The organism is Streptomyces sp. NBC_00887, from assembly GCF_045207585.1.
In genome coordinates, this window is record NZ_CP108788.1 from 6,833,000 (window position 1) to 6,851,143 (window position 18,144).

At 71.3% G+C, this 18,144-nt stretch carries 12 protein-coding genes; 5 read left to right on the plus strand and 7 right to left on the minus strand.

Annotated elements, in window-relative coordinates; translation table 11 throughout:
* Positions 1-47: 47 nt before the first annotated feature.
* The 5 genes from OG844_RS31175 to OG844_RS31195 all read right to left on the minus strand — a co-directional run bounded on the left by OG844_RS31175 (position 48) and on the right by OG844_RS31195 (position 9,776).
* Entirely contained in the window at positions 48-2,288 is a 2,241-nt protein-coding gene (locus OG844_RS31175; RefSeq protein WP_406394769.1) for a CDP-glycerol glycerophosphotransferase family protein, read from the minus strand.
* A 181-nt stretch (positions 2,289-2,469) separates the two neighbouring features.
* Complete coding sequence (locus tag OG844_RS31180; protein WP_406394771.1) at positions 2,470-3,387, minus strand: carbohydrate ABC transporter permease; 918 nt, start codon at positions 3,385-3,387, stop codon at positions 2,470-2,472.
* Positions 3,384-4,760 (minus strand): carbohydrate ABC transporter permease, encoded by a 1,377-nt coding sequence (locus OG844_RS31185; RefSeq protein WP_406394772.1) that lies wholly within the window; start codon positions 4,758-4,760, stop codon positions 3,384-3,386. Before OG844_RS31185 ends, OG844_RS31180 begins: the two co-directional genes overlap by 4 nt.
* Before the next feature lie 4 nt (positions 4,761-4,764).
* The gene (locus tag OG844_RS31190; protein WP_329210443.1) at positions 4,765-6,123 is read right to left on the minus strand and encodes an extracellular solute-binding protein; all 1,359 of its coding nucleotides are present in this window, start codon (positions 6,121-6,123) and stop codon (positions 4,765-4,767) included.
* Positions 6,124-6,416: 293 nt separating this feature from the next.
* Entirely contained in the window at positions 6,417-9,776 is a 3,360-nt protein-coding gene (locus tag OG844_RS31195) for an FHA domain-containing protein (protein WP_406394774.1), read from the minus strand.
* Positions 9,777-10,195: 419 nt separating this feature from the next.
* Between OG844_RS31195 and OG844_RS31200 the strand changes: the two genes are divergently transcribed.
* The 3 genes from OG844_RS31200 to prfB all read left to right on the plus strand — a co-directional run bounded on the left by OG844_RS31200 (position 10,196) and on the right by prfB (position 14,407).
* Positions 10,196-11,845, plus strand: coding sequence for a serine/threonine-protein kinase (locus tag OG844_RS31200; RefSeq protein WP_406394775.1), 1,650 nt, complete (start codon positions 10,196-10,198; stop codon positions 11,843-11,845).
* Between the two features lie 146 nt (positions 11,846-11,991).
* Complete coding sequence (locus OG844_RS31205) at positions 11,992-13,230, plus strand: serine/threonine-protein kinase (RefSeq protein ID WP_406394776.1); 1,239 nt, start codon at positions 11,992-11,994, stop codon at positions 13,228-13,230.
* A gap of 70 nt (positions 13,231-13,300) precedes the next feature.
* Complete coding sequence (gene prfB / locus OG844_RS31210) at positions 13,301-14,407, plus strand: peptide chain release factor 2 (RefSeq protein ID WP_383178756.1); 1,107 nt, start codon at positions 13,301-13,303, stop codon at positions 14,405-14,407.
* A gap of 141 nt (positions 14,408-14,548) precedes the next feature.
* Here the strand turns inward: prfB and OG844_RS31215 are convergent, their stop codons facing one another.
* Positions 14,549-15,583, minus strand: coding sequence for a hypothetical protein (locus OG844_RS31215; RefSeq protein WP_406394777.1), 1,035 nt, complete (start codon positions 15,581-15,583; stop codon positions 14,549-14,551).
* A gap of 410 nt (positions 15,584-15,993) precedes the next feature.
* On the minus strand, positions 15,994-16,185 hold the full coding sequence (locus tag OG844_RS31220) for a hypothetical protein (protein ID WP_406394778.1): 192 nt from the start codon (positions 16,183-16,185) through the stop codon (positions 15,994-15,996).
* A gap of 258 nt (positions 16,186-16,443) precedes the next feature.
* Here OG844_RS31220 and ftsE point away from each other — a divergent pair, with 258 nt between their 5' ends.
* Both ftsE and ftsX read left to right on the plus strand, forming a co-directional pair.
* The gene (gene ftsE / locus OG844_RS31225) at positions 16,444-17,133 is read left to right on the plus strand and encodes a cell division ATP-binding protein FtsE (RefSeq protein ID WP_014046319.1); all 690 of its coding nucleotides are present in this window, start codon (positions 16,444-16,446) and stop codon (positions 17,131-17,133) included.
* Between the two features lie 35 nt (positions 17,134-17,168).
* A complete protein-coding gene (gene ftsX / locus OG844_RS31230; RefSeq protein WP_351176902.1) occupies positions 17,169-18,089 on the plus strand; it encodes a permease-like cell division protein FtsX in 921 nt (306 codons plus the stop codon).
* Positions 18,090-18,144 lie beyond the last annotated feature (55 nt).

The following is an 18,144-nucleotide window of genomic DNA, read 5'->3' on the forward strand; positions in this document are numbered from 1 at the left end:
GTGAGGTGTGCGAGGCGGACGGGAGGGGCGCATCCGCCCCGCACACCTCACCCGTTGGTGTACTCCCGCACGGTCACCTGCCTGGGCACCCCCGTGGGGCCCCGGCCGCCGGTCGGTACGGGCAGCGGGAGCCCCGAGGTGTCGCCCAGGAAGACCCGGCGCACCACCCGCTCCGCCGCGTGCCCGTCGTCGTACGGGCAGAACCGGGCCCGGAACGCCGCCCGCCGCTGCGCCGAGCGCGGGCCGCGCCAGTGGTCCGTGGCGAAGATCTCGTGCAGCTCCTCCTGGCTGCGCGCCACTGCCCCCGGCGGGAAACTCTCCAGGTCGAAGTAGGTGCCGCGCGCCGCCTCGTAGGCCTGGCTGTCCTCGAGGTGCAGGACGACCGGCCGGTCCAGGTTGACGTAGTCGAACATCAGCGACGAGTAGTCCGTGATCAGTGCGTCCGAGGCGAGACAGAGTTCCTCGACGGAGGGGTGGGCGCTGACGTCGATGATCTGTGGGTGCGGGGTGCGTCCGGCGATGGTGCGGGCCGCGGATTCGGTGTCCAGGTAGTGGGAGCGGGCCAGGATCACGAAGTGCGGGCCCAGGACGCGGACGAGCTGGTCCAGGTCCAGGGTGTGCTGCTGGTCGCGCCGGTAGTCGCGGTGCGTCGGGGCGTACAGGACGGCGGTGCTGCCCGCCGGGACGGCCAGGCTCTCGCGCAGCTGCGCGATCCGGGCGGGGCCGGTGCGGCGGAGGACGTCGTTGCGCGGATTGCCGTACTCCAGCGTGGTGTAGCCGGAGGGGTAGGTCCGCTCCCACACGAGGGTGGAGTGCTGGTTGGCGGAGAGCGAGAAGTCCCACTTGTCGATGTTGCGCAGCAGTGTCTCGAAGTCCATGGAGCCGGCCGCGGCGGGACGGTGCACGAGGTCGATGCCCATCGTCTTCAGGGGCGTTCCGTGGTGGGTCTGCAGCAGTACCTGGCCGCGGCGCTTCACCAGCCGCCGGTCGAAGTTGACGTTGTTCACGAGGTACTTGGAGCGGGCCAGGGCCGTCCAGTAGGCAAAGGTCCCCGGGTGCAGCACCCGGGTGGCCGCCGGCACGGTGTGCGCGTCCTCGGGGCGGCAGATCCAGGAGGTCCGCAGCCCGGGGACCAGCGCGCGGGCCGTCTCCTCGACGGCTGCGGGGCTGCAGGTGTAGCCGCGGTTCCAGTAGGCGGCGAACACCGCGTCCGAGGGCCGGACCGGGAGCCGCAGCTGGACGCGGTAGTGCAGCTGGAGGACGGCCCCGCGCACCACCCGGCGCAGCGCCGCCGTACCGCGGCGCAGCCGGCCGCGCAGCTGCTGTGCGGCCCACAGGGCGCGGTACGTGCGGTGGGCGCCCAGCCGGAACAGCCCGTGCCGCAGCCGGGCGCGGCGCGGTACGGGGGCGCCGGGGGTGCGGTAGCGGCGGCAGTGGGCGCGGGCGAGGCGGAAGAACTGGCCCCGCGTGCCGTGCGGGAGCCGGCCGCGGGAGGTGAACAGCGTCGAGAAGTGGTCGAGCATCCGGCGGAACATCACCGGCCGCCAGACGGCGAGTTCGGGCCGGGCGTCGATGAAGGCGAAGACCCGGTCGTACTGGTCGAAGACGTCGAAGTGCCTGCGGGTGGTGGTGGAGAGGATGTTGCCCCGGCGCCGCTGGCGGTATCCGACGCAGACCGCGTCCAGGACGGCGATCGATCCGGCGGCCATCAGCACCGGATAGGTCCAGGGGGTGTCCTCGTAGTAGCCGGGCGGGAAGGTGAAGCCCTCGGCTTCGATGAACTCGCGGCGGTAGGCCTTGTTCCAGACGACCATCAGGACCTTGAGCAGCTCGGGGCGTTCCGCGAGCCGGAAGGAGGCGGGTCCGGTCTCGGCGAGGTGCTGGGCGAAGGTGTTGCGGACGTTCTCGCCCGACCAGTACGTGCGGGCGTAGTCGTAGACCAGGACATCGGGGCCGCCGGTCGCGGTGAGCCGGTCGGCGATGGTCTGCAGGGCCTCGGGGGCGAAGGTGTCGTCGCCGTCGAGGAAGAGCAGGTAGTCACCGGTCGCCCTGGCCACCCCGGCGTTGCGGGCCGGTCCGAGACCGGAGTTGTGCGGGAGATGGACGGCGCTGACCCGGGGGTCGCGGGAGGCGTATTCGTCGGCGATCGGGCCGCAGGCGTCCGGTGAACAGTCGTCGACCACGATGATTTCGTAGTCCTTGAAGGACTGGTTCAGCACGGAGTCGAGACACGCGTGCAGATACGCCTGGACCCGGTACGCGGGCACGATGACACTGAACCGGGGCACAACACATCCAGGGGTCGCTCGCGGGCGGGCAGGTGGCCCGCAAACGGCCGATGGAGTGACTTGGTTACGCGGGATGTGGCATTCGGGGGAAGTACGAGGTAGGGCGGCCCGGTCAGGAGTGACCGGGCCGTCGCGAGATTGACGAACGTATGTGCGTCGACGGTGTGGTGCCGGGGTGCCGCTACTTGACGGCGCCCGCCATCACGCCGGAGACGAACTGCCGCTGGAAGGCGAAGAACACCGCCAGCGGGATCACCATCGACACGAAGGCGCCGGGCGCCAGGACGTCGATGTTGTTGCCGAACTGGCGGACCTGCTGCTGCAGGGCCACGGTGATCGGCGGGGACTCCGAGTCCGCGAAGATCAGGGCGACGAGCATGTCGTTCCACACCCAGAGGAACTGGAAGATCCCCAGCGAGGCGATAGCCGGGCCGCCCAGGGGCATCACGACCCGGGTGAACAGCCGGATCTCGCCCGCACCGTCGAGCCGTGCGGCCTCCAGCAGTTCGCGAGGGATCTCCGCGAAGAAGTTCCGCAGGAGGAAGATGGCGAACGGCAGGCCGAACGCCGTGTGGAACATGATCACGCCGAAGGTCGTCTCGAAGATCCCGATGGTGCCGAAGAGCTCGGAGACCGGGATCAGTGCGACCTGTACGGGGACCACCAGCAGTCCGACGACCACCAGGAACCACCAGTCGCGTCCGGGGAACTCCATCCAGGCGAAGGCGTATCCGGCGAGCGAGCCGATCACCACGACCAGGAACGTCGTGGGGACGGTGATCAGCACCGTACTGAGGAGCGAATCGGTGATGACCGAGTTGTCCAGCAGGCGCTGGTAGTTGTCGAAGGTGAGCTCCGACGGGGCGGTGAAGATCTTCCACCAGCCGGTGGCCGCGATGTCCTCGGCCCCGCGCAGCGAGGACAGCAGCAGTCCGATGGTCGGCATCAGCCAGAACAGGCCCACCAGGACGAGGAAGACCCGCATGACACCGCCGCCCGCGCGGGCCGCCGCCCGCGAGGCGAGGGACGGCTTGGCCTTCACCGGCTCGGCCGTGGCAGCGGGGACCCCTGTGGCCCTTACCGGCTCGGTCGTGGTCATCGGCGCCCCTCCTTGCGTATCCGGCGGACATTGAAGAGCATCACCGGAATCACCAGCAGCAGCAGGAGCACGGCGATGGCGCTGCCGACCCCGAGGTCCGCGTCCGTGCCGAACGAGGACCGGTACAGCTGGAGCGCCAGGACGTTCGCGTCGTCCTGGGTGGAGCCGGGCGCGATGATGAAGACCAGGTCGAAGATCTTCAGGACGTTGATCATCAGGGTGACCAGCACCACCGCGAGGACGGGCGCGAGCATCGGGACGGTGATCCGGCGGAACACCTGCCACTCGTTGGCGCCGTCCACCCGGGCCGCCTCGAGGAGTTCGCGCGGCAGGCCCGCCAGGCCCGCCGCGATCAGCACCATCGCGAAGCCTGCCCACATCCAGACGTAGCTGCCGATGATCCCCGGTGTCACGAGGGAGGGGCCGAGCCAGTCGACCCCGTTGTACGGCTCCCGGAAGTTCGTCGCGGGCAGCCGGAGCTCCGCGCCGTCGGCGGAGGCGGGCAGGGTGAACACCCCGTCCGAGCCCGCCGTCGCCGAGGCGACGACCCTGCCGTCCTTGACCGCCTCGACCGTGATGCCCTTCAGGCCGAGTTCCTTCGGGTCCACGACGTTCGGTCTGCCGCCGCCCCCCTTGGTGAAGTCCAGCCACGCGGTACCGGTGATCTTCCCGTCCACCGCGGTGGCGGCCTTCGCCGGCTCGGCGTCGCCCGGCATCTTCGCGGGCGCCACGCCGACCAGCGGCAGCTGTACCGGGGAGCCGGCCCGTACCGGTTCCTTCGTGACGAAGGAACCGCCGCTGCCCGCCTTCAGCGGATGGACGGGCAGCGGATGTGCCTTCGGGAAGCCCGACGACTCGGCGAAGGTGTCGTGCACACCCACCGCCACGGCGTTGGCGACCCCGCGCTCCGGCGCCTGGTCGTACACCAGGCGGAAGATGATGCCCGCGGCCAGCATCGAGATCGCCATCGGCATGAAGACGATCAGCTTGAACGCCGTGCCCCACCGGATGCGCTCGGTCAGCACCGCGAAGATCAGCCCGAGCACGGTGGAGACCGTCGGCGCGAGGACGATCCAGATCAGGTTGTTCTTGACCGCGGTACGGATGGTGTCGTCGGTGAACAGCGACGTGTAGTTGTCGATGCCCGCGAAGCCCGTGCCCGACTGGTCGAGGAAGGACCGGTAGACGGAGTACACGATCGGATAGACGACGAGTGCGCCGAGCAGCACCAGGGCAGGCAGCAGGAACGCCGCCGCGAACACCCTGCGTGTGCCGGTCACGCTCCTGCGCGTGCGTACGGGCTTGGGCTCGCCGTCAGGACGCTTGTCGGCGGGGGGCACCGCTCCGGCGCCCCCCGCGGTCGCTGTGGTCATCCCGTCAGCTCTTGTACGCCTCGGCCGCGTCGGACTCCAGTTTCGCCTGAGTCCCCGCGATGTCCTTCGGGTTCTTCAGGAAGTCCTGGAGCGTCTTCCACTCACCCTTCCCGGGGGTCCCGCCGAACGACTGGGGCGCCTGGTCGGACATGTCGAACCGGACGTCGTCGCCGGCCGCGATCAGCGCCTCGGCCATCTTGCGCTGCACGTCGTTCGGGTACGCGGCCACGTCCAGGCCCTTGTTGGGCGAGATGAACCCGCCCGCCTCGGCCCAGATCTTCGCCGCGTCCGTCGAGGCCAGCCAGGTCAGCAGCGCCTGGGCGCCCTTGCTGTCCTTGAGCGCCACGGCGGCGTCGCCGCCCGTCACCACGGGGGAGTCCGCGCCGACCGCCGGGAACGGGAACACCTTGGCGTCCGTACCGATCTTCGCCTTGGTCTGCGCGATGTTGATGGAGACGAAGTCGCCCTCGAACACCATCGCGCCCTTGGGCTGGTCCCCGCCGGTGAAGGTCTGGGTGACGGACGCCGGGAACTCGGTCTGCAGCGCGCCGTCGGCGCCGCCCGCGATCAGGCTCGGCTTGCCGAAGAGCTCGGCGAGCGTGGTCAGCGCGTCCTTGACGGACGGGTCCGTCCACTTGATCTCGTGCTTGGCCAACTGGTCGTACTTCTCCGGGCCGGCCTGCGAGAGGTAGATGTTCTCGAACCAGTCGGTGAGCGTCCAGCCGTCCGCGCCGCCGACGGAGACGGGAGTGACACCGGAGGCGGAGACCGTCTCGGCGGTGGCCAGGAAGTCCTTCCAGGTCTTCGGCTCACTCGCGCCCGCGTTCTCGAACGCCGCGGCGTTGTACCAGATGAGGGACTTGTTGGCGGCCTTGAAGTAGACGCCGTACTGGGTGCCGTCCACCGTGCCGAGGTCCTGCCAGACCTTCGCGTAGTTCTTGCTCAGCTGGGCCTTCGCCTCGGCCCCCACCGGCTTCGCCCACTTCTTCGCGACCGCCTGCTGTATGGCGCCGACCTGCGGGATCATCGCCACGTCCGGGGGCTGGCCGCCCGCGATCTTCGTACCGAGGAAGTTGACGATCGGGTCCTGCGCGGGCACGAAGGTCACCGTCGCGCCCGTGCGCTTCTCGAACTCGTCCAGCACCTTGGTGAAGTTGGCCTGCTCCGGCCCCGTCCAGACCGCGGCGACCGAGACCTTCTCGCCGTCCAGTTTCGGCAGTTCGACGCTCGACGGACTTTCCTTGCCCGAGCCCTCGCCCGCCTTGTCCTTGGCGCCGCCGTCGTCACCGCATCCGGTGAGGGCCAGTGCCCCGATCGCGGTGAACACCAGTGCGGCCCTACGCATTCGAAGGGTTGTGCGCATTCCGTCCCCGTTTCTCCTGCGCGTATGTGTGCGGACCGGCACCAACGGTGGGACTTGCGGGTGTCGCTCACGTCACACATCGTGCGGTTCACATCGTTCGTGCGCACAGTCCTACGCCGGGTGTACGGGCGCCGCAATACCACCCTCCGCCTCAACCGGTTGATCGTGATGGGCTCGTGACGTGAGGCCAACACACCTGAGGGGGCTCGGAGTTCAGAACGGCGACGCGGAGAACTGGGTTCAGGACTGGGACGCGGGGAACTGGGTTCAGGACGGCGACGCGGGAACGGGGTTCAGGACGGCGATGCGGGGAACGGGATCAGCGGGGGCAGCCGCTCGGCGTTCACCGAACGGGCTGCCCGCTCGAGGGCGCTGGCCAGCAGAGCCAGGTCCGTCGGCCCGTTTCCCAGCTCACGGACCGGGCGCCGGGTCGGCGGATCGCCCATCCGCTCCCACTCCAGCGGGACGACGGTGGGCCGCAGCGTCGCCGTCCGCGGGATGCGGCCGGTGACCCGGCCGCCCTGGAACGGGGTGACCCTCCCGTCCGGATGCCCCAGCCGGCCTCGGCCCGGTGAGGCTTCGTCCGGTGACGGCGGCACGACGGGCGGGTCGAGCACGATGCGCAGCCTGGCCCCGCGGGCCAGCTCCGTGTCCTCGGTGCGGTCGGGGCGGGCGGAGGCGGCCACCAGATGGACACCGAGCCGTCCGCCGTCCCTGGCGACGGCCTCCAGCGCCCGTACGACGGATCCGGCGGCCGGGCGGCCGGGGCTGCCGAGCGCGGGGGCGACCAGGGCGTCGAAGTCATCGGCCAGGACGACGAGCCGGGGCAGCGGAGAGGGGCCGGGATCCGTGGACCGGGCGGTGGTCCGCAGCCGCAGGGTGCCGCTGGCGGGTGATTCGATATCGCCGCGCTGTTCGACGATGTCGGCGGGGCGGCGGCCGACGAGCGCCTGCGACTCCTCGTACCGCGCGTGCCACGCGGTGAAGTCCAGCGGGCCGAGCAGCTCGGCCCGGCGCTTCAGCTCGCCGCCGAGCGCCTGGGCGAACTCCCGCATCCGTACGGGGTCGGAGGCGACCAGGTGCGTGAACACGTGCGGCAGCTCCGTGCAGGGGCGCAGACCTTCGCCGCGCTCCCCGTGCTCACCGCCCGCCCCGTCGATCAGCAGGATGCCGAGCCGGTCGGGCCGCGCGGCGGACGCCAGCGATGCGGCGACGGCCCGCAGCAGTTCCGTACGGCCGCTGCCGGCCGGTCCCTCGACCAGCAGGTGCGGGCCCTCGTCGGCCAGGTCGATGGACAGGGGGCCGCGGGGTCCGGCGCCGAGCACGATCACGGGCCGCCCGGCATAGCCGGAGGACACGGCCGCGGCGGGCGCCTGCGCCTCGCGACGCTGCTCGGGCACACCGGCCGCCGGGGAGTACGCGGAACGCCCCGACCCGGCGCTGGTGGGGCCGCTGCCCCGGAACGGCGTGTGCCCGGAGTCGGAGGCCGCACGCTGCTGCCCCACCCGGGGGCCGGTGCTCAGGGTGCGGCCGGAACCCGTCGTGTCCAGGTCCGCGCCCGCGGGGGCGGCCGTGCGCACCGTGGCACCCGGCTGCTGCTCCGCCGTGGACGCCCATCGGGCCATCAGCGAGGCCGGGGTGGCCCTGGCGAGGCCCAGCTCGTCCAGCAGCCGGGCGGACGGGGGCAGCGCGGCCGCCGCCACGGGCCTGCCCGGCAGCGTGGCCGAACCCTCGTCGCGCAGCGGGGCCAGGGCGCGCCCGAACCGCTCCGCCCAGGCCGCCGACACCGCGTCCACCGAGGCGACGGTGCCGTGGCCGGCGGCCCGCCCGCCCGCTGTACGCAGCAGCCGCAACGCCGTCGCCACGTCGCCGCTCAGCATGGCGACCGCCCCGCACTCGCGGAAGGCGATCGAGGCCCGGCACGCGGAGTCGTAGGTCGCGGCCACCGGAGAGGTGGGGGAGGCCGCCGGGGTCTCGGCCAGGCAGATCAGATGGATCCCGGCCGCCGCCCCCGCACCGGCCAGTCCGGCCGTGCTCTCGCGCAGCGCCGCCGAACCCGGGTCGCCGTCCACGATGACCACCGTGTACGGCCCCGCGTGGTGGCGGGCGGCCTCGGCCACCGCGGCGCGGTCCGCGCTCGCCCAGCCGGGGCCGAGGGGCCCCTCGTACAGGCGGCGCACCAGCTCGGCCGTACGCGCTTCGGCCTGCTCCCTGTCGTAGGCGAGGAGCAGCCTGCAGTCCTGGCCGTGCATGGGGCGCAGATGCGGCAGCCAGCCGAGCCAGGACCACTCCCGCCGCCGCTCGTCGGTGCCGCGGGTCCGGTCCGTGCTGATCAGCACGATCTCCAGGTCGAAGGGGGAGTGCAGTGCGGCGAGCTGCGCCACCGTCGAGCGGACGAGTCCGGACAGCCGTGCCCTGGGGCCCGCGAGCCCGAGCGAACCGGCCTCCCGCAGCCCCACGGTGACCGGCACGGCAGGCAGGTCGGCCCGCTCCGTCGTCCCCAGCCGGACGACCAGGGCCTCCGGGTGGGCCGCGTCGCGCTCCCACAGGCGCGGGCCGGGGCCGAGCGCCGTGAGGAGCACGGTCGCGGGGTCGGGCCAGGTGCCTACGGGGGCCGAGGGAACGCGTGAGCCCACGGAGGGGCCGAGAAGGTCCTGCTCGGCGCCGGGGGCCGGAGGCGGCCCACCGGCCGCCCCGTTGCCCGGGTCGCCCTTGCCGCCGGTCAGTCGCCGCGCCCAGGCCCCTATGCCGCCGCGCCGCGGAGCGTCGCCCTCGGTGAGGGCGACGCCGCGGCCGTGGGCGGGCTGCGGCCGGGCGACGGCCGGTCCGCTGCGGTGTTCGCCGTTTCCCGCGGGGGTATCGCCGTACGTGTCGTCCGCGCCGTGGCCGGCGTGGTCCGCGGGGGCGGGGCTGTAGGCCTGGCCGTGCCCTCCGCGGCCGCCGTGCTCCTCCCGCTCCCCGTCTCCGTGGATGCCCGCACCGGCTCCCGCCGTGCCCCGGGGGTCGGCCCGGGCGACCCTCAGGTGGCCCTCGCCGTCGGGTGCCGTCGCCAGCGCCGGCGTAGGGGTGCCCGCGGTGAGCCGGAGCGTCGACTCGCCGAGGCGCAGCAGTGCGCCCGGGGGCAGCGGGACCGGGCGCTCGCCGATCTCCGTGCCGTCCAGGGCGGTGCCGTTGGTGGAGCGGAGGTCGGCGACCGATACGCGGCCGTCCTCGGAGACCGTCACCGCGCAGTGCAGCCGGGACACGTCCGGGTCGTCGAGCGGCACGTCGGCGTCGGCGGAGCGGCCGATCCGGATCTGCCCGCCGTGCAGCAGATGGACCCCGCCCGCGTCGGGCCCCGCGATCACGTGCAGCTGCGCGGGGACGGCGTCGTCCGCCGTCTCGTCCTCACCGGGCACCTGGAGGGAGAGCACCGCGCCGTCGACCAGGGGCGGCTCACCCAGGGCGCAGCGCTGCGGGTCGAGCCGCTCCCGCCCGGCGTACAGCACGACGGCGCCGCCGCCCAGTGAGCCCTCGGGCCCCGACACGGCAGCGGCCAGGCCGGAGGCGACAGCGGCGAGAGCCGTTCCCGCGGGGGCGGTGACGAGCACGTCGCAGGCGCGCGTGGGAGTCTGGCCGCTGCGCGGCGCGAGGACGGTCAGCCGGATCTGCATCGCCGTCAGCGGTCCCTTCTGCGCGGGGTGCCCGGCAGGGGGTGGTGCCCTGTGATTCCCCCCACCCGGCACGGACGCGTCGTCCGGTACAGGTCGTCACGGAGCGTGAGGATCTCAGCCTCACAGTTCCGCGCTTGAGGCATCCTCGCACCTGCCACTGACAACACGCCCGGGGGTGACCGCTTAGTGATCTTGAATGGTCGGCTGTGGGTGCAAAAGTGCCTGCTTGGTCCTGCCCGGGGAGTGCTGCACACTCGTTCGGCAACCAACTGTCGCGCCTGTGCGTCTTCCCCGGACACAGCAACGGCACGACCTGAGGACGACCGGCCGGTGCCCGGTACGGCGGCACTAGAGTGGGCCGGAACATCCGGGCGGACCCGGGGGACCGCAAGCACAACGATCAGCAGGGAGCGCATGACGTGCGGCCGGTAGGCAGCAAGTACCTGCTCGAGGAGCCGCTCGGACGCGGCGCCACGGGCACCGTCTGGCGAGCCCGCCAGCGGGAGACCGCGGGTGCCGAGGCGGCTGTCGCCGGGCAGCCCGGCGAGACCGTTGCGATCAAGGTCCTCAAGGAGGAGCTCGCCAACGACGCGGATGTCGTGATGCGGTTCCTTCGTGAGCGCTCCGTGCTGCTGCGGCTCACCCACCCGAACATCGTGCGGACCCGGGACCTCGTCGTCGAGGGCGATCTGCTCGCCCTCGTGATGGATCTGATCGACGGCCCGGACCTGCACCGTTACCTGCGGGAGAACGGCCCGCTCACCCCGGTCGCCGCTGCCCTGCTCACCGCCCAGATCGCGGACGCGCTCGCCGCCAGCCACGCCGACGGCGTCGTCCACCGCGACCTGAAACCCGCCAACGTGCTGCTCGACGAGCGGGACGGTGCGATGCACCCGATGCTCACCGACTTCGGCATCGCGCGCCTCGCGGACTCCCCGGGTCTGACCCGGACCCATGAGTTCGTCGGCACGCCCGCCTACGTGGCGCCCGAGTCGGCCGAGGGCCGTCCGCAGACCTCCGCCGTGGACATCTACGGCGCGGGCATCCTGCTGTACGAACTGGTCACCGGACGCCCGCCGTTCGCCGGGGGCACCGCCCTCGAGGTGCTGCACCGGCACCTCAGCGAGGAGCCCAGGCGGCCCGGCAGCGTTCCCGAGCCGCTGTGGACGGTCATAGAGCGCTGCCTGCGCAAGAACCCCGACCAGCGGCCCAGCGCCGTGAGCCTGGCGCGCGCCCTGCGTACCGTCGGCGCAGGTGTCGGCGTGCACGCGAACTCGGCGCAGATCGCCGCGGCCGAGGGCGTCGGCGCCCTGCTCGCGCCCGATCCGGCGCCCGCAGCAGTACCGGAGACCCCGGGGGCGGCCGACGCGACGCAGGTGCTGCCGAACAACGCCGGGTCCTACGACCCGGCTGCCCCGACCAGCGTGATGCAGCAGACCCCGGGAGGCGGCCACGCCGACCCGACCGCGGTCATGCCTCCCGTACCCCCGCGTCCCGCCGGCGCTCCGTCCCCCGACGAGCCGCATCCCTGGCAGTCCCAGCTCAGGGCCGCCCGCGACCGTAACGAGCAGACGCAGGTCCAGTACCTCGACCCGAGCCAGGACCCGCTGCGCCGCCGCCCGCAGCGCCAGCAGCAGGCCCCGCAGCCTCAGCAGCGCCGGCAGCCCCAGCAGGATCAGCGCCCGCAGCCCCGGCGCGCCCAGCAGTACCCCCAGCAGCAGCCTCAGCGCTACCAGCCGCAGCAGCACCAGCCGCAACACCAGCCCCAGCGCCAGCAGTACGCGCCCCCGCAGCAGCCGGCGCCCCAGCCGCCGGCCCCGCGCCAGCCCAGGCAGCGCAGCTCCAACCCGATGCGGATCCCCGGACTCGGCTGCCTCAAGGGGTGCCTGTTCACCCTGGTGCTGCTGGTCGTCGCCGGCTGGCTGATCTGGGAACTGACGCCCCTGCAGGACTGGGTGGCCCAGGGCAAGGGGTACTGGGAGGCGATCGGGGACGGGATCTCCAAGGTCTCCGGCTGGTTCGAGGATCTGGGCGGCAGCAGCGGAGATGTGCCGCCCAGCGGCCAGTAACGTCACCCACTCTGTGCCTTTGTCGACTTCTGCGGGCCATTTCGCCCGCAGAAGTGAAGGTTGGCGCCATCCAGGGCACGCAACACCCCGGTAGCCGCGTAACTTTGTCGACCGGGGGGTCAACGCCAGCCGCTGAGGGAGCAGTCTTGGCACGGAATATCGGCAGCCGGTACACCGCCCACCAGATTCTGGGGCGCGGCAGCGCCGGCACGGTGTGGCTCGGCGAGGGGCCCGAGGGTCCCGTCGCCATCAAGCTGCTGCGTGAGGACCTCGCGTCCGACCAGGAACTCGTGGGCCGGTTCGTGCAGGAGCGCACAGCCCTGCTCGGGCTCGATCATCCGCACGTGGTCGCCGTGCGCGACCTCGTCGTGGACGGCAACGACCTGGCGCTGGTCATGGACCTCGTACGGGGCACCGATCTGCGCACCCGTCTCGACCGGGAGCGCCGCCTCGCGCCCGAGGCCGCTGCGGCGATCATCGCGGACGTGGCCGACGGGCTCGCGGCCGCGCACCGCGCCGGAGTGGTCCACCGCGACGTCAAGCCGGAGAACATCCTGCTCGACATGGAGGGCCCTCTGGGCCCCGGGGGCTCGCACCCGGCACTGCTCACCGACTTCGGTGTCGCCAAGCTGATCGACACCCCGCGCCGCACCAAGGCCACCAAGATCATCGGTACGCCGGACTATCTGGCGCCCGAGATCGTCGAGGGCCTCCCGCCGCGCGCCGCCGTGGACATCTACGCCCTCGCGACGGTGCTGTACGAGCTCCTGGCGGGCTTCACGCCCTTCGGTGGCGGCCACCCGGGCGCGGTGCTGCGCCGCCACGTCACCGAGACGGTCGTCCCCCTCCCGGGCATCCCCGAGGAGCTCTGGCAACTGCTGGTCCAGTGCCTGGCCAAGGCACCCGCGTCCCGGCTGCGCGCCTCCGAGCTCGCGGTCCGTCTGCGCGAGCTGCTCCCGCTGCTGTCCGGGATACCTCCGCTGGACGTGGACGAGCCCGACGCCGAGGCCGAGCCTCAGATGTACGACGAGCAGCAGTACACACCCGCCCAGGACGAGCCGCGCCGCCGCGGCGCGGTCCCGCTGGTTCCGGGCTCCTCCCCGGACTCCAACCGGGACACCCATACGAGCATGCGCGTCCCCGCCCCCGACGAGCTGGCCGGCGGCCCCCTGGGCACGGCACGCGCCCCGCGCTCCCCGGGGCGTCCGAGGCCCGGATCGGCACGCAACAAGTCCGCAGCCGTCCGCAAGCGCCGCATCACCCTCGGTGCCGCCGTGGTCGCCCTGTGCGTGGCCATAGGGGTGGGCGGCTGGCTCGCCACGAGCGGTGACGACGCGGGCGCGACCCCCCAGGACACCGAGAATTCGGCGCCGGCGGCGCCCTGAGAACCACCCCCGGGACGGCCCGGTCCCGGGGGAGGAACAGGTTCACTCGTCCAGCCGTTAGGCTGGACCCGTGGCAGTCGTCGATATTTCCGAAGAGCTGAAGTCCCTCTCCTCGACCATGGGGTCGATCGAGGCCGTCCTGGACCTGGATGCGCTGAGGGCCGATATCGCCGCGCTCGAGGAGCAGGCGGCGGCGCCGTCCCTCTGGGACGACCCGGAGGCGGCGCAGAAGATCACCAGCAAGCTTTCGCACCTCCAGGCCGAGGTCCGCAAGGCCGAGGCCCTGCGCGGCCGCATCGACGACCTCTCCATCCTCTTCGAGCTCGCCGAGGACGAGGGCGACGCCGACGCGTTGGCCGAGGCCGAGTCCGAGCTGGAGTCGGTCCGCAAGGCGCTGGACGAGATGGAGGTCCGCACGCTCCTCTCCGGCGAGTACGACGCGCGCGAGGCCCTCGTCACCATCCGCGCCGAGGCCGGTGGCGTCGACGCCGCCGACTTCGCCGAGAAGCTCCAGCGCATGTACCTCCGCTGGGCGGAGCGTCACAACTACAAGACCGAGGTCTACGAGACGGCCTACGCCGAAGAGGCCGGCATCAAGTCGACCACCTTCGCGGTGGAGGTGCCGTACGCCTACGGCACGCTCTCCGTCGAGCAGGGCACCCACCGCCTCGTCCGGATCTCCCCGTTCGACAACCAGGGTCGCCGTCAGACGTCCTTCGCGGGCGTCGAGGTGCTGCCCGTGGTCGAGCAGACGGACCACGTCGAGATCGACGAGTCCGAGCTCCGCGTCGACGTGTACCGCTCCTCGGGCCCCGGCGGCCAGGGCGTCAACACCACGGACTCCGCGGTGCGCCTGACCCACCTGCCCACCGGCATCGTCGTCTCCTGCCAGAACGAGCGTTCGCAGATCCAGAACAAGGCGTCCGCCATGAACGTCCTCCAGGCGAAGCTCCTCGAGCGCCGCCGCCAGGAGGAGCAGGCGAAGATGAACGCGCTCAAGGGCGACGGCGGCAACTCCTGGGGCAACCAGATGCGTTCGTACGTCCTGCACCCGTACCAGATGGTCAAGGACCTGCGTACGGACTTCGAGATGGGCAACCCGGAAGCGGTGTTCAACGGCGAGATCGACGGCTTCGTCGAGGCCGGTATCCGTTGGCGCAAGCAGAGCGAGAAGTAGCCGTACCGGTACGGCTGTCGGGCCCGGGGCAGGGAAACCTGCCCCGGGCCCGTTCTTGTTCTCCCGCCGCGTGAAGGCGAGTTGAGGGGACCGTGTGGTGAATGCGTCACAGTCGCGGTCCCGAATAGCCGTCAAGAACCCTCATAGCGGCGCGTATCCCCCCGGAACGGCCTTGACGTAGTCCTTAACTCTGGCCAGGCTGCTGGAGCAGCATGCGTATGTCTGGGACAGGTGTGATCGGGGGCGGGCGGGATGACCACGGTACGGCGTGGCCCTGCAGAGTGTGACCCCGCAGGGCCGCGGACCGCATACGGCTGCTCCATCGACAAGATCAGCTACTGGGGGTAGCAACAGATGACCAAGAAGACGCGACTCCTCGTCGCGCGGATAGCCGCCGGCGCGGTTATTGCCGCGGGAGCCTCGCTCACCGCTGCGGGTGCGGCTCAGGCCTCGGGCCTCGGCCTCGGTATCGGTGTGGACGCCGACGAGACCGGAATCTCCACTCAGGTGACCCTCGACGACCCCATCGGTGGAGTCGACGGCGGTGCTGACGGCGGTGCCGATGGCGGTACTGACGGCGGTGCTGACGGTGGCGTTGACGGCGGTGCTGACGGTGGTGCCGATGGTGGTGCTGACGGCGGTGCCGATGGTGGCGTCGACGGCGGTGCCGATGGTGGTGCTGACGGCGGTGCCGATGGTGGCGTCGACGGCGGTGCCGATGGTGGTGCTGACGGCGGTGCCGATGGTGGCGTCGACGGCGGTGCTGACGGTGGCGTCGACGGCGGTGCCGATGGCGGTGCTGACGGCGGTGCCGATGGTGGTGCTGACGGTGGCGTCGACGGCGGTGCCGATGGTGGTGCTGACGGCGGTGCTGACGGTGGCGTTGACGGCGGTGCCGATGGTGGTGCTGACGGCGGTGCCGATGGTGGCGCCGACGGCGGGACCACCGGTTCCGCGAGCGGTGACACCGACGGAGCCGGCACGGACACCGACAGTGTCGGCAACCAGCCGGTCGAGCAGGGCAAGGGCAAGGACGAGCTCGCCGAGACCGGTGCGGCCGAGACCACGTTCCTGCTGCTCGGCGCCGCGACGATGATCGCCGGTGGTATCGGCTTCCGCATCCTTCCGCGCCTGGTGAACGGCCGTACGGTCGCCTAGCAACCGCTGGCGGTACACGTACGTACAGAGGGACCCGGTCCGTTTCCCGCGGACCGGGTCCCTCTGCGCGTGGGCGGCGGGGTCGGCAGGTCGTGGTGCCGGCTGCTGGGGGGGCATCCTCGGGCGCGGCAGGAGTCGCCGTACGCGCCCCTGGAGGCCTGTAGGCGCTGCGGACACGCACGTGGGGCCCGTCAACGCAGCTCCGGCTCCGTGGCGCGACTGCGGAGCGTCGAGGGGGCCATCGGCCCGAGGGCGTGCGTGGCGACCGGGAGGGGCTGCGCAGAGAGTTCCCGCCGCGGCCCGCCTGCCCGGCAGCACTGGGCGGGCGGAACGGAACGGAGCGCACGGTCAGGCCTCAAGAGACCACTCCGCGTCGATCCTCCTACGCTCAGTGATCAGCTGTTGCTTGCTTGCGCATGGCCAGCTCTTTACACGGCCTGGTGCGCCAGCAGTGCCAGGGCGGCCACCAGGATCACCATCAGGGCGATCAGCATCGCCGGATTCAGCCCCGCGAACGGGCCCTCCTCCTGCATGCGCTCCCGGCTCGCCCGGCAGACTCGGCAGCGGCCCTCGCTGACGGGAGCCGCGCAGTTCGCGCACACCAGTCGGTCATAGGTCATGCGCTTTCCTCCTCCCGCGCGGCGGAGCCGCATACGCTTTCTCTCCGCACAACGCTCCGGGAAACGCAACCGTTCCCCCTACCACTGTGCCAGCTCGCGGCGGTTTCGGCGCGGCCCGCCGGACAAGGCCCGGCACGCCCCGATTCGCACCCGGTCGCGTTCTGTTACATATCGCCCATTGCTGGACGCCGACTGCACGCGTCAGCCCGGTTCGCGTATGGTCACGCACACCTACTCCCGGCCGACCGTGGTGCATCCGTGATCCGATTCGACAACGTCTCCAAGACCTACCCGAAGCAGAGCCGTCCAGCTCTCCGGGATGTCTCTCTCGATATCGAGAAGGGTGAGTTCGTCTTCCTGGTGGGCTCCTCCGGCTCCGGCAAGTCCACCTTCATGCGGCTCATCCTCCGTGAGGAGCGCGCCAGCCAGGGCATGGTCCATGTGCTCGGCAAGGACCTCGCGCGGCTGTCCAACTGGAAGGTGCCGCAGATGCGCCGCCAGCTGGGCACGGTCTTCCAGGACTTCCGGCTCCTCCCCAACAAGACCGTCGCCGAGAACGTGGCCTTCGCGCAGGAGGTCATCGGCAAGCCGCGCGGCGAGATCCGCAAGGCCGTGCCGCAGGTGCTCGACCTCGTCGGTCTCGGGGGCAAGGAGGACCGGATGCCCGGTGAGCTCTCCGGTGGTGAGCAGCAACGCGTCGCGATCGCCCGTGCGTTCGTCAACCGCCCCATGCTGCTGATCGCGGACGAGCCGACCGGAAACCTCGACCCGCAGACCTCCGTGGGCATCATGAAGCTGCTGGACCGGATCAACCGGACCGGCACCACCGTGATCATGGCGACCCACGACCAGAACATCGTCGACCAGATGCGCAAGCGCGTCATCGAGCTCGAGCAGGGCCGTCTCGTACGTGACCAGGCGCGCGGCGTCTACGGCTACCAGCACTGAGCACCTGCACGAGCATCGAGTACTGAAAGGACGCCATGCGCGCCCAGTTCGTCCTGTCGGAGATCGGCGTCGGTCTTCGTCGCAACCTCACGATGACCTTCGCGGTCGTGGTCTCCGTCGCCCTCTCGCTCGCCCTGTTCGGCGGTGCGCTGCTGATGCGCGAGCAGGTCAGCTCGATGAAGACCTACTGGTACGACAAGGTCAACGTCTCGATCTTCCTCTGCAACAAGAGTGACGCGAAGGACGTGCCCAAGTGCGCCAAGGGTGCTGTCACCGCGCAGCAGAAGAAGGAGATCAAGGCCGACCTCGAGAAGATGGAGGCCGTCGAGAAGCCGGTCCTCTTCGAGACGGTCGACGAGGCGTACAAGCACTACCAGGAACAGTTCGGCGATTCGCCGATGGCCGGCAACATCACGCCGGACCAGATGCAGGAGTCGTTCCGGGTCAAGCTGAAGGACCCGCAGAAGTACAAGGTGGTCGCGACGGCCTTCGCGGGCCGTGACGGGGTGCAGTCCGTCCAGGACCAGCGCGGCATCCTGGACAACCTCTTCGAGATGATGAACGGCATGAACATGGCGGCGCTGTTCGTGATGGCGCTGATGCTGGTCATTGCGCTGATGCTCATCGTGAACACCGTGCGTGTCTCGGCGTTCAGCCGGAGACGGGAGACGGGCATCATGCGCCTCGTCGGCGCCTCCGGCTTCTACATCCAGATGCCGTTCATCATGGAGGCGGCGTTCGCCGGTCTCATCGGCGGTCTGCTCGCCTGCGTGATGCTGCTCGCCGGCCGGTACTTCCTGATCGACGGCGGTCTCGCGCTCCAGGAGAAGCTGAACCTGATCGACTTCATCGGCTGGGAAGCGGTGCTCAGCAAGCTCCCGCTGGTCCTCGCGATCGGCCTGCTGATGCCCGCAGTTGCGGCTCTCTTCGCATTGCGCAAGTACCTCAAGGTGTGACGAGCGCCCCGTGCGGCATGCGGCCAACGAGCCGTGTGCCGCCGGGGCGTTGTCC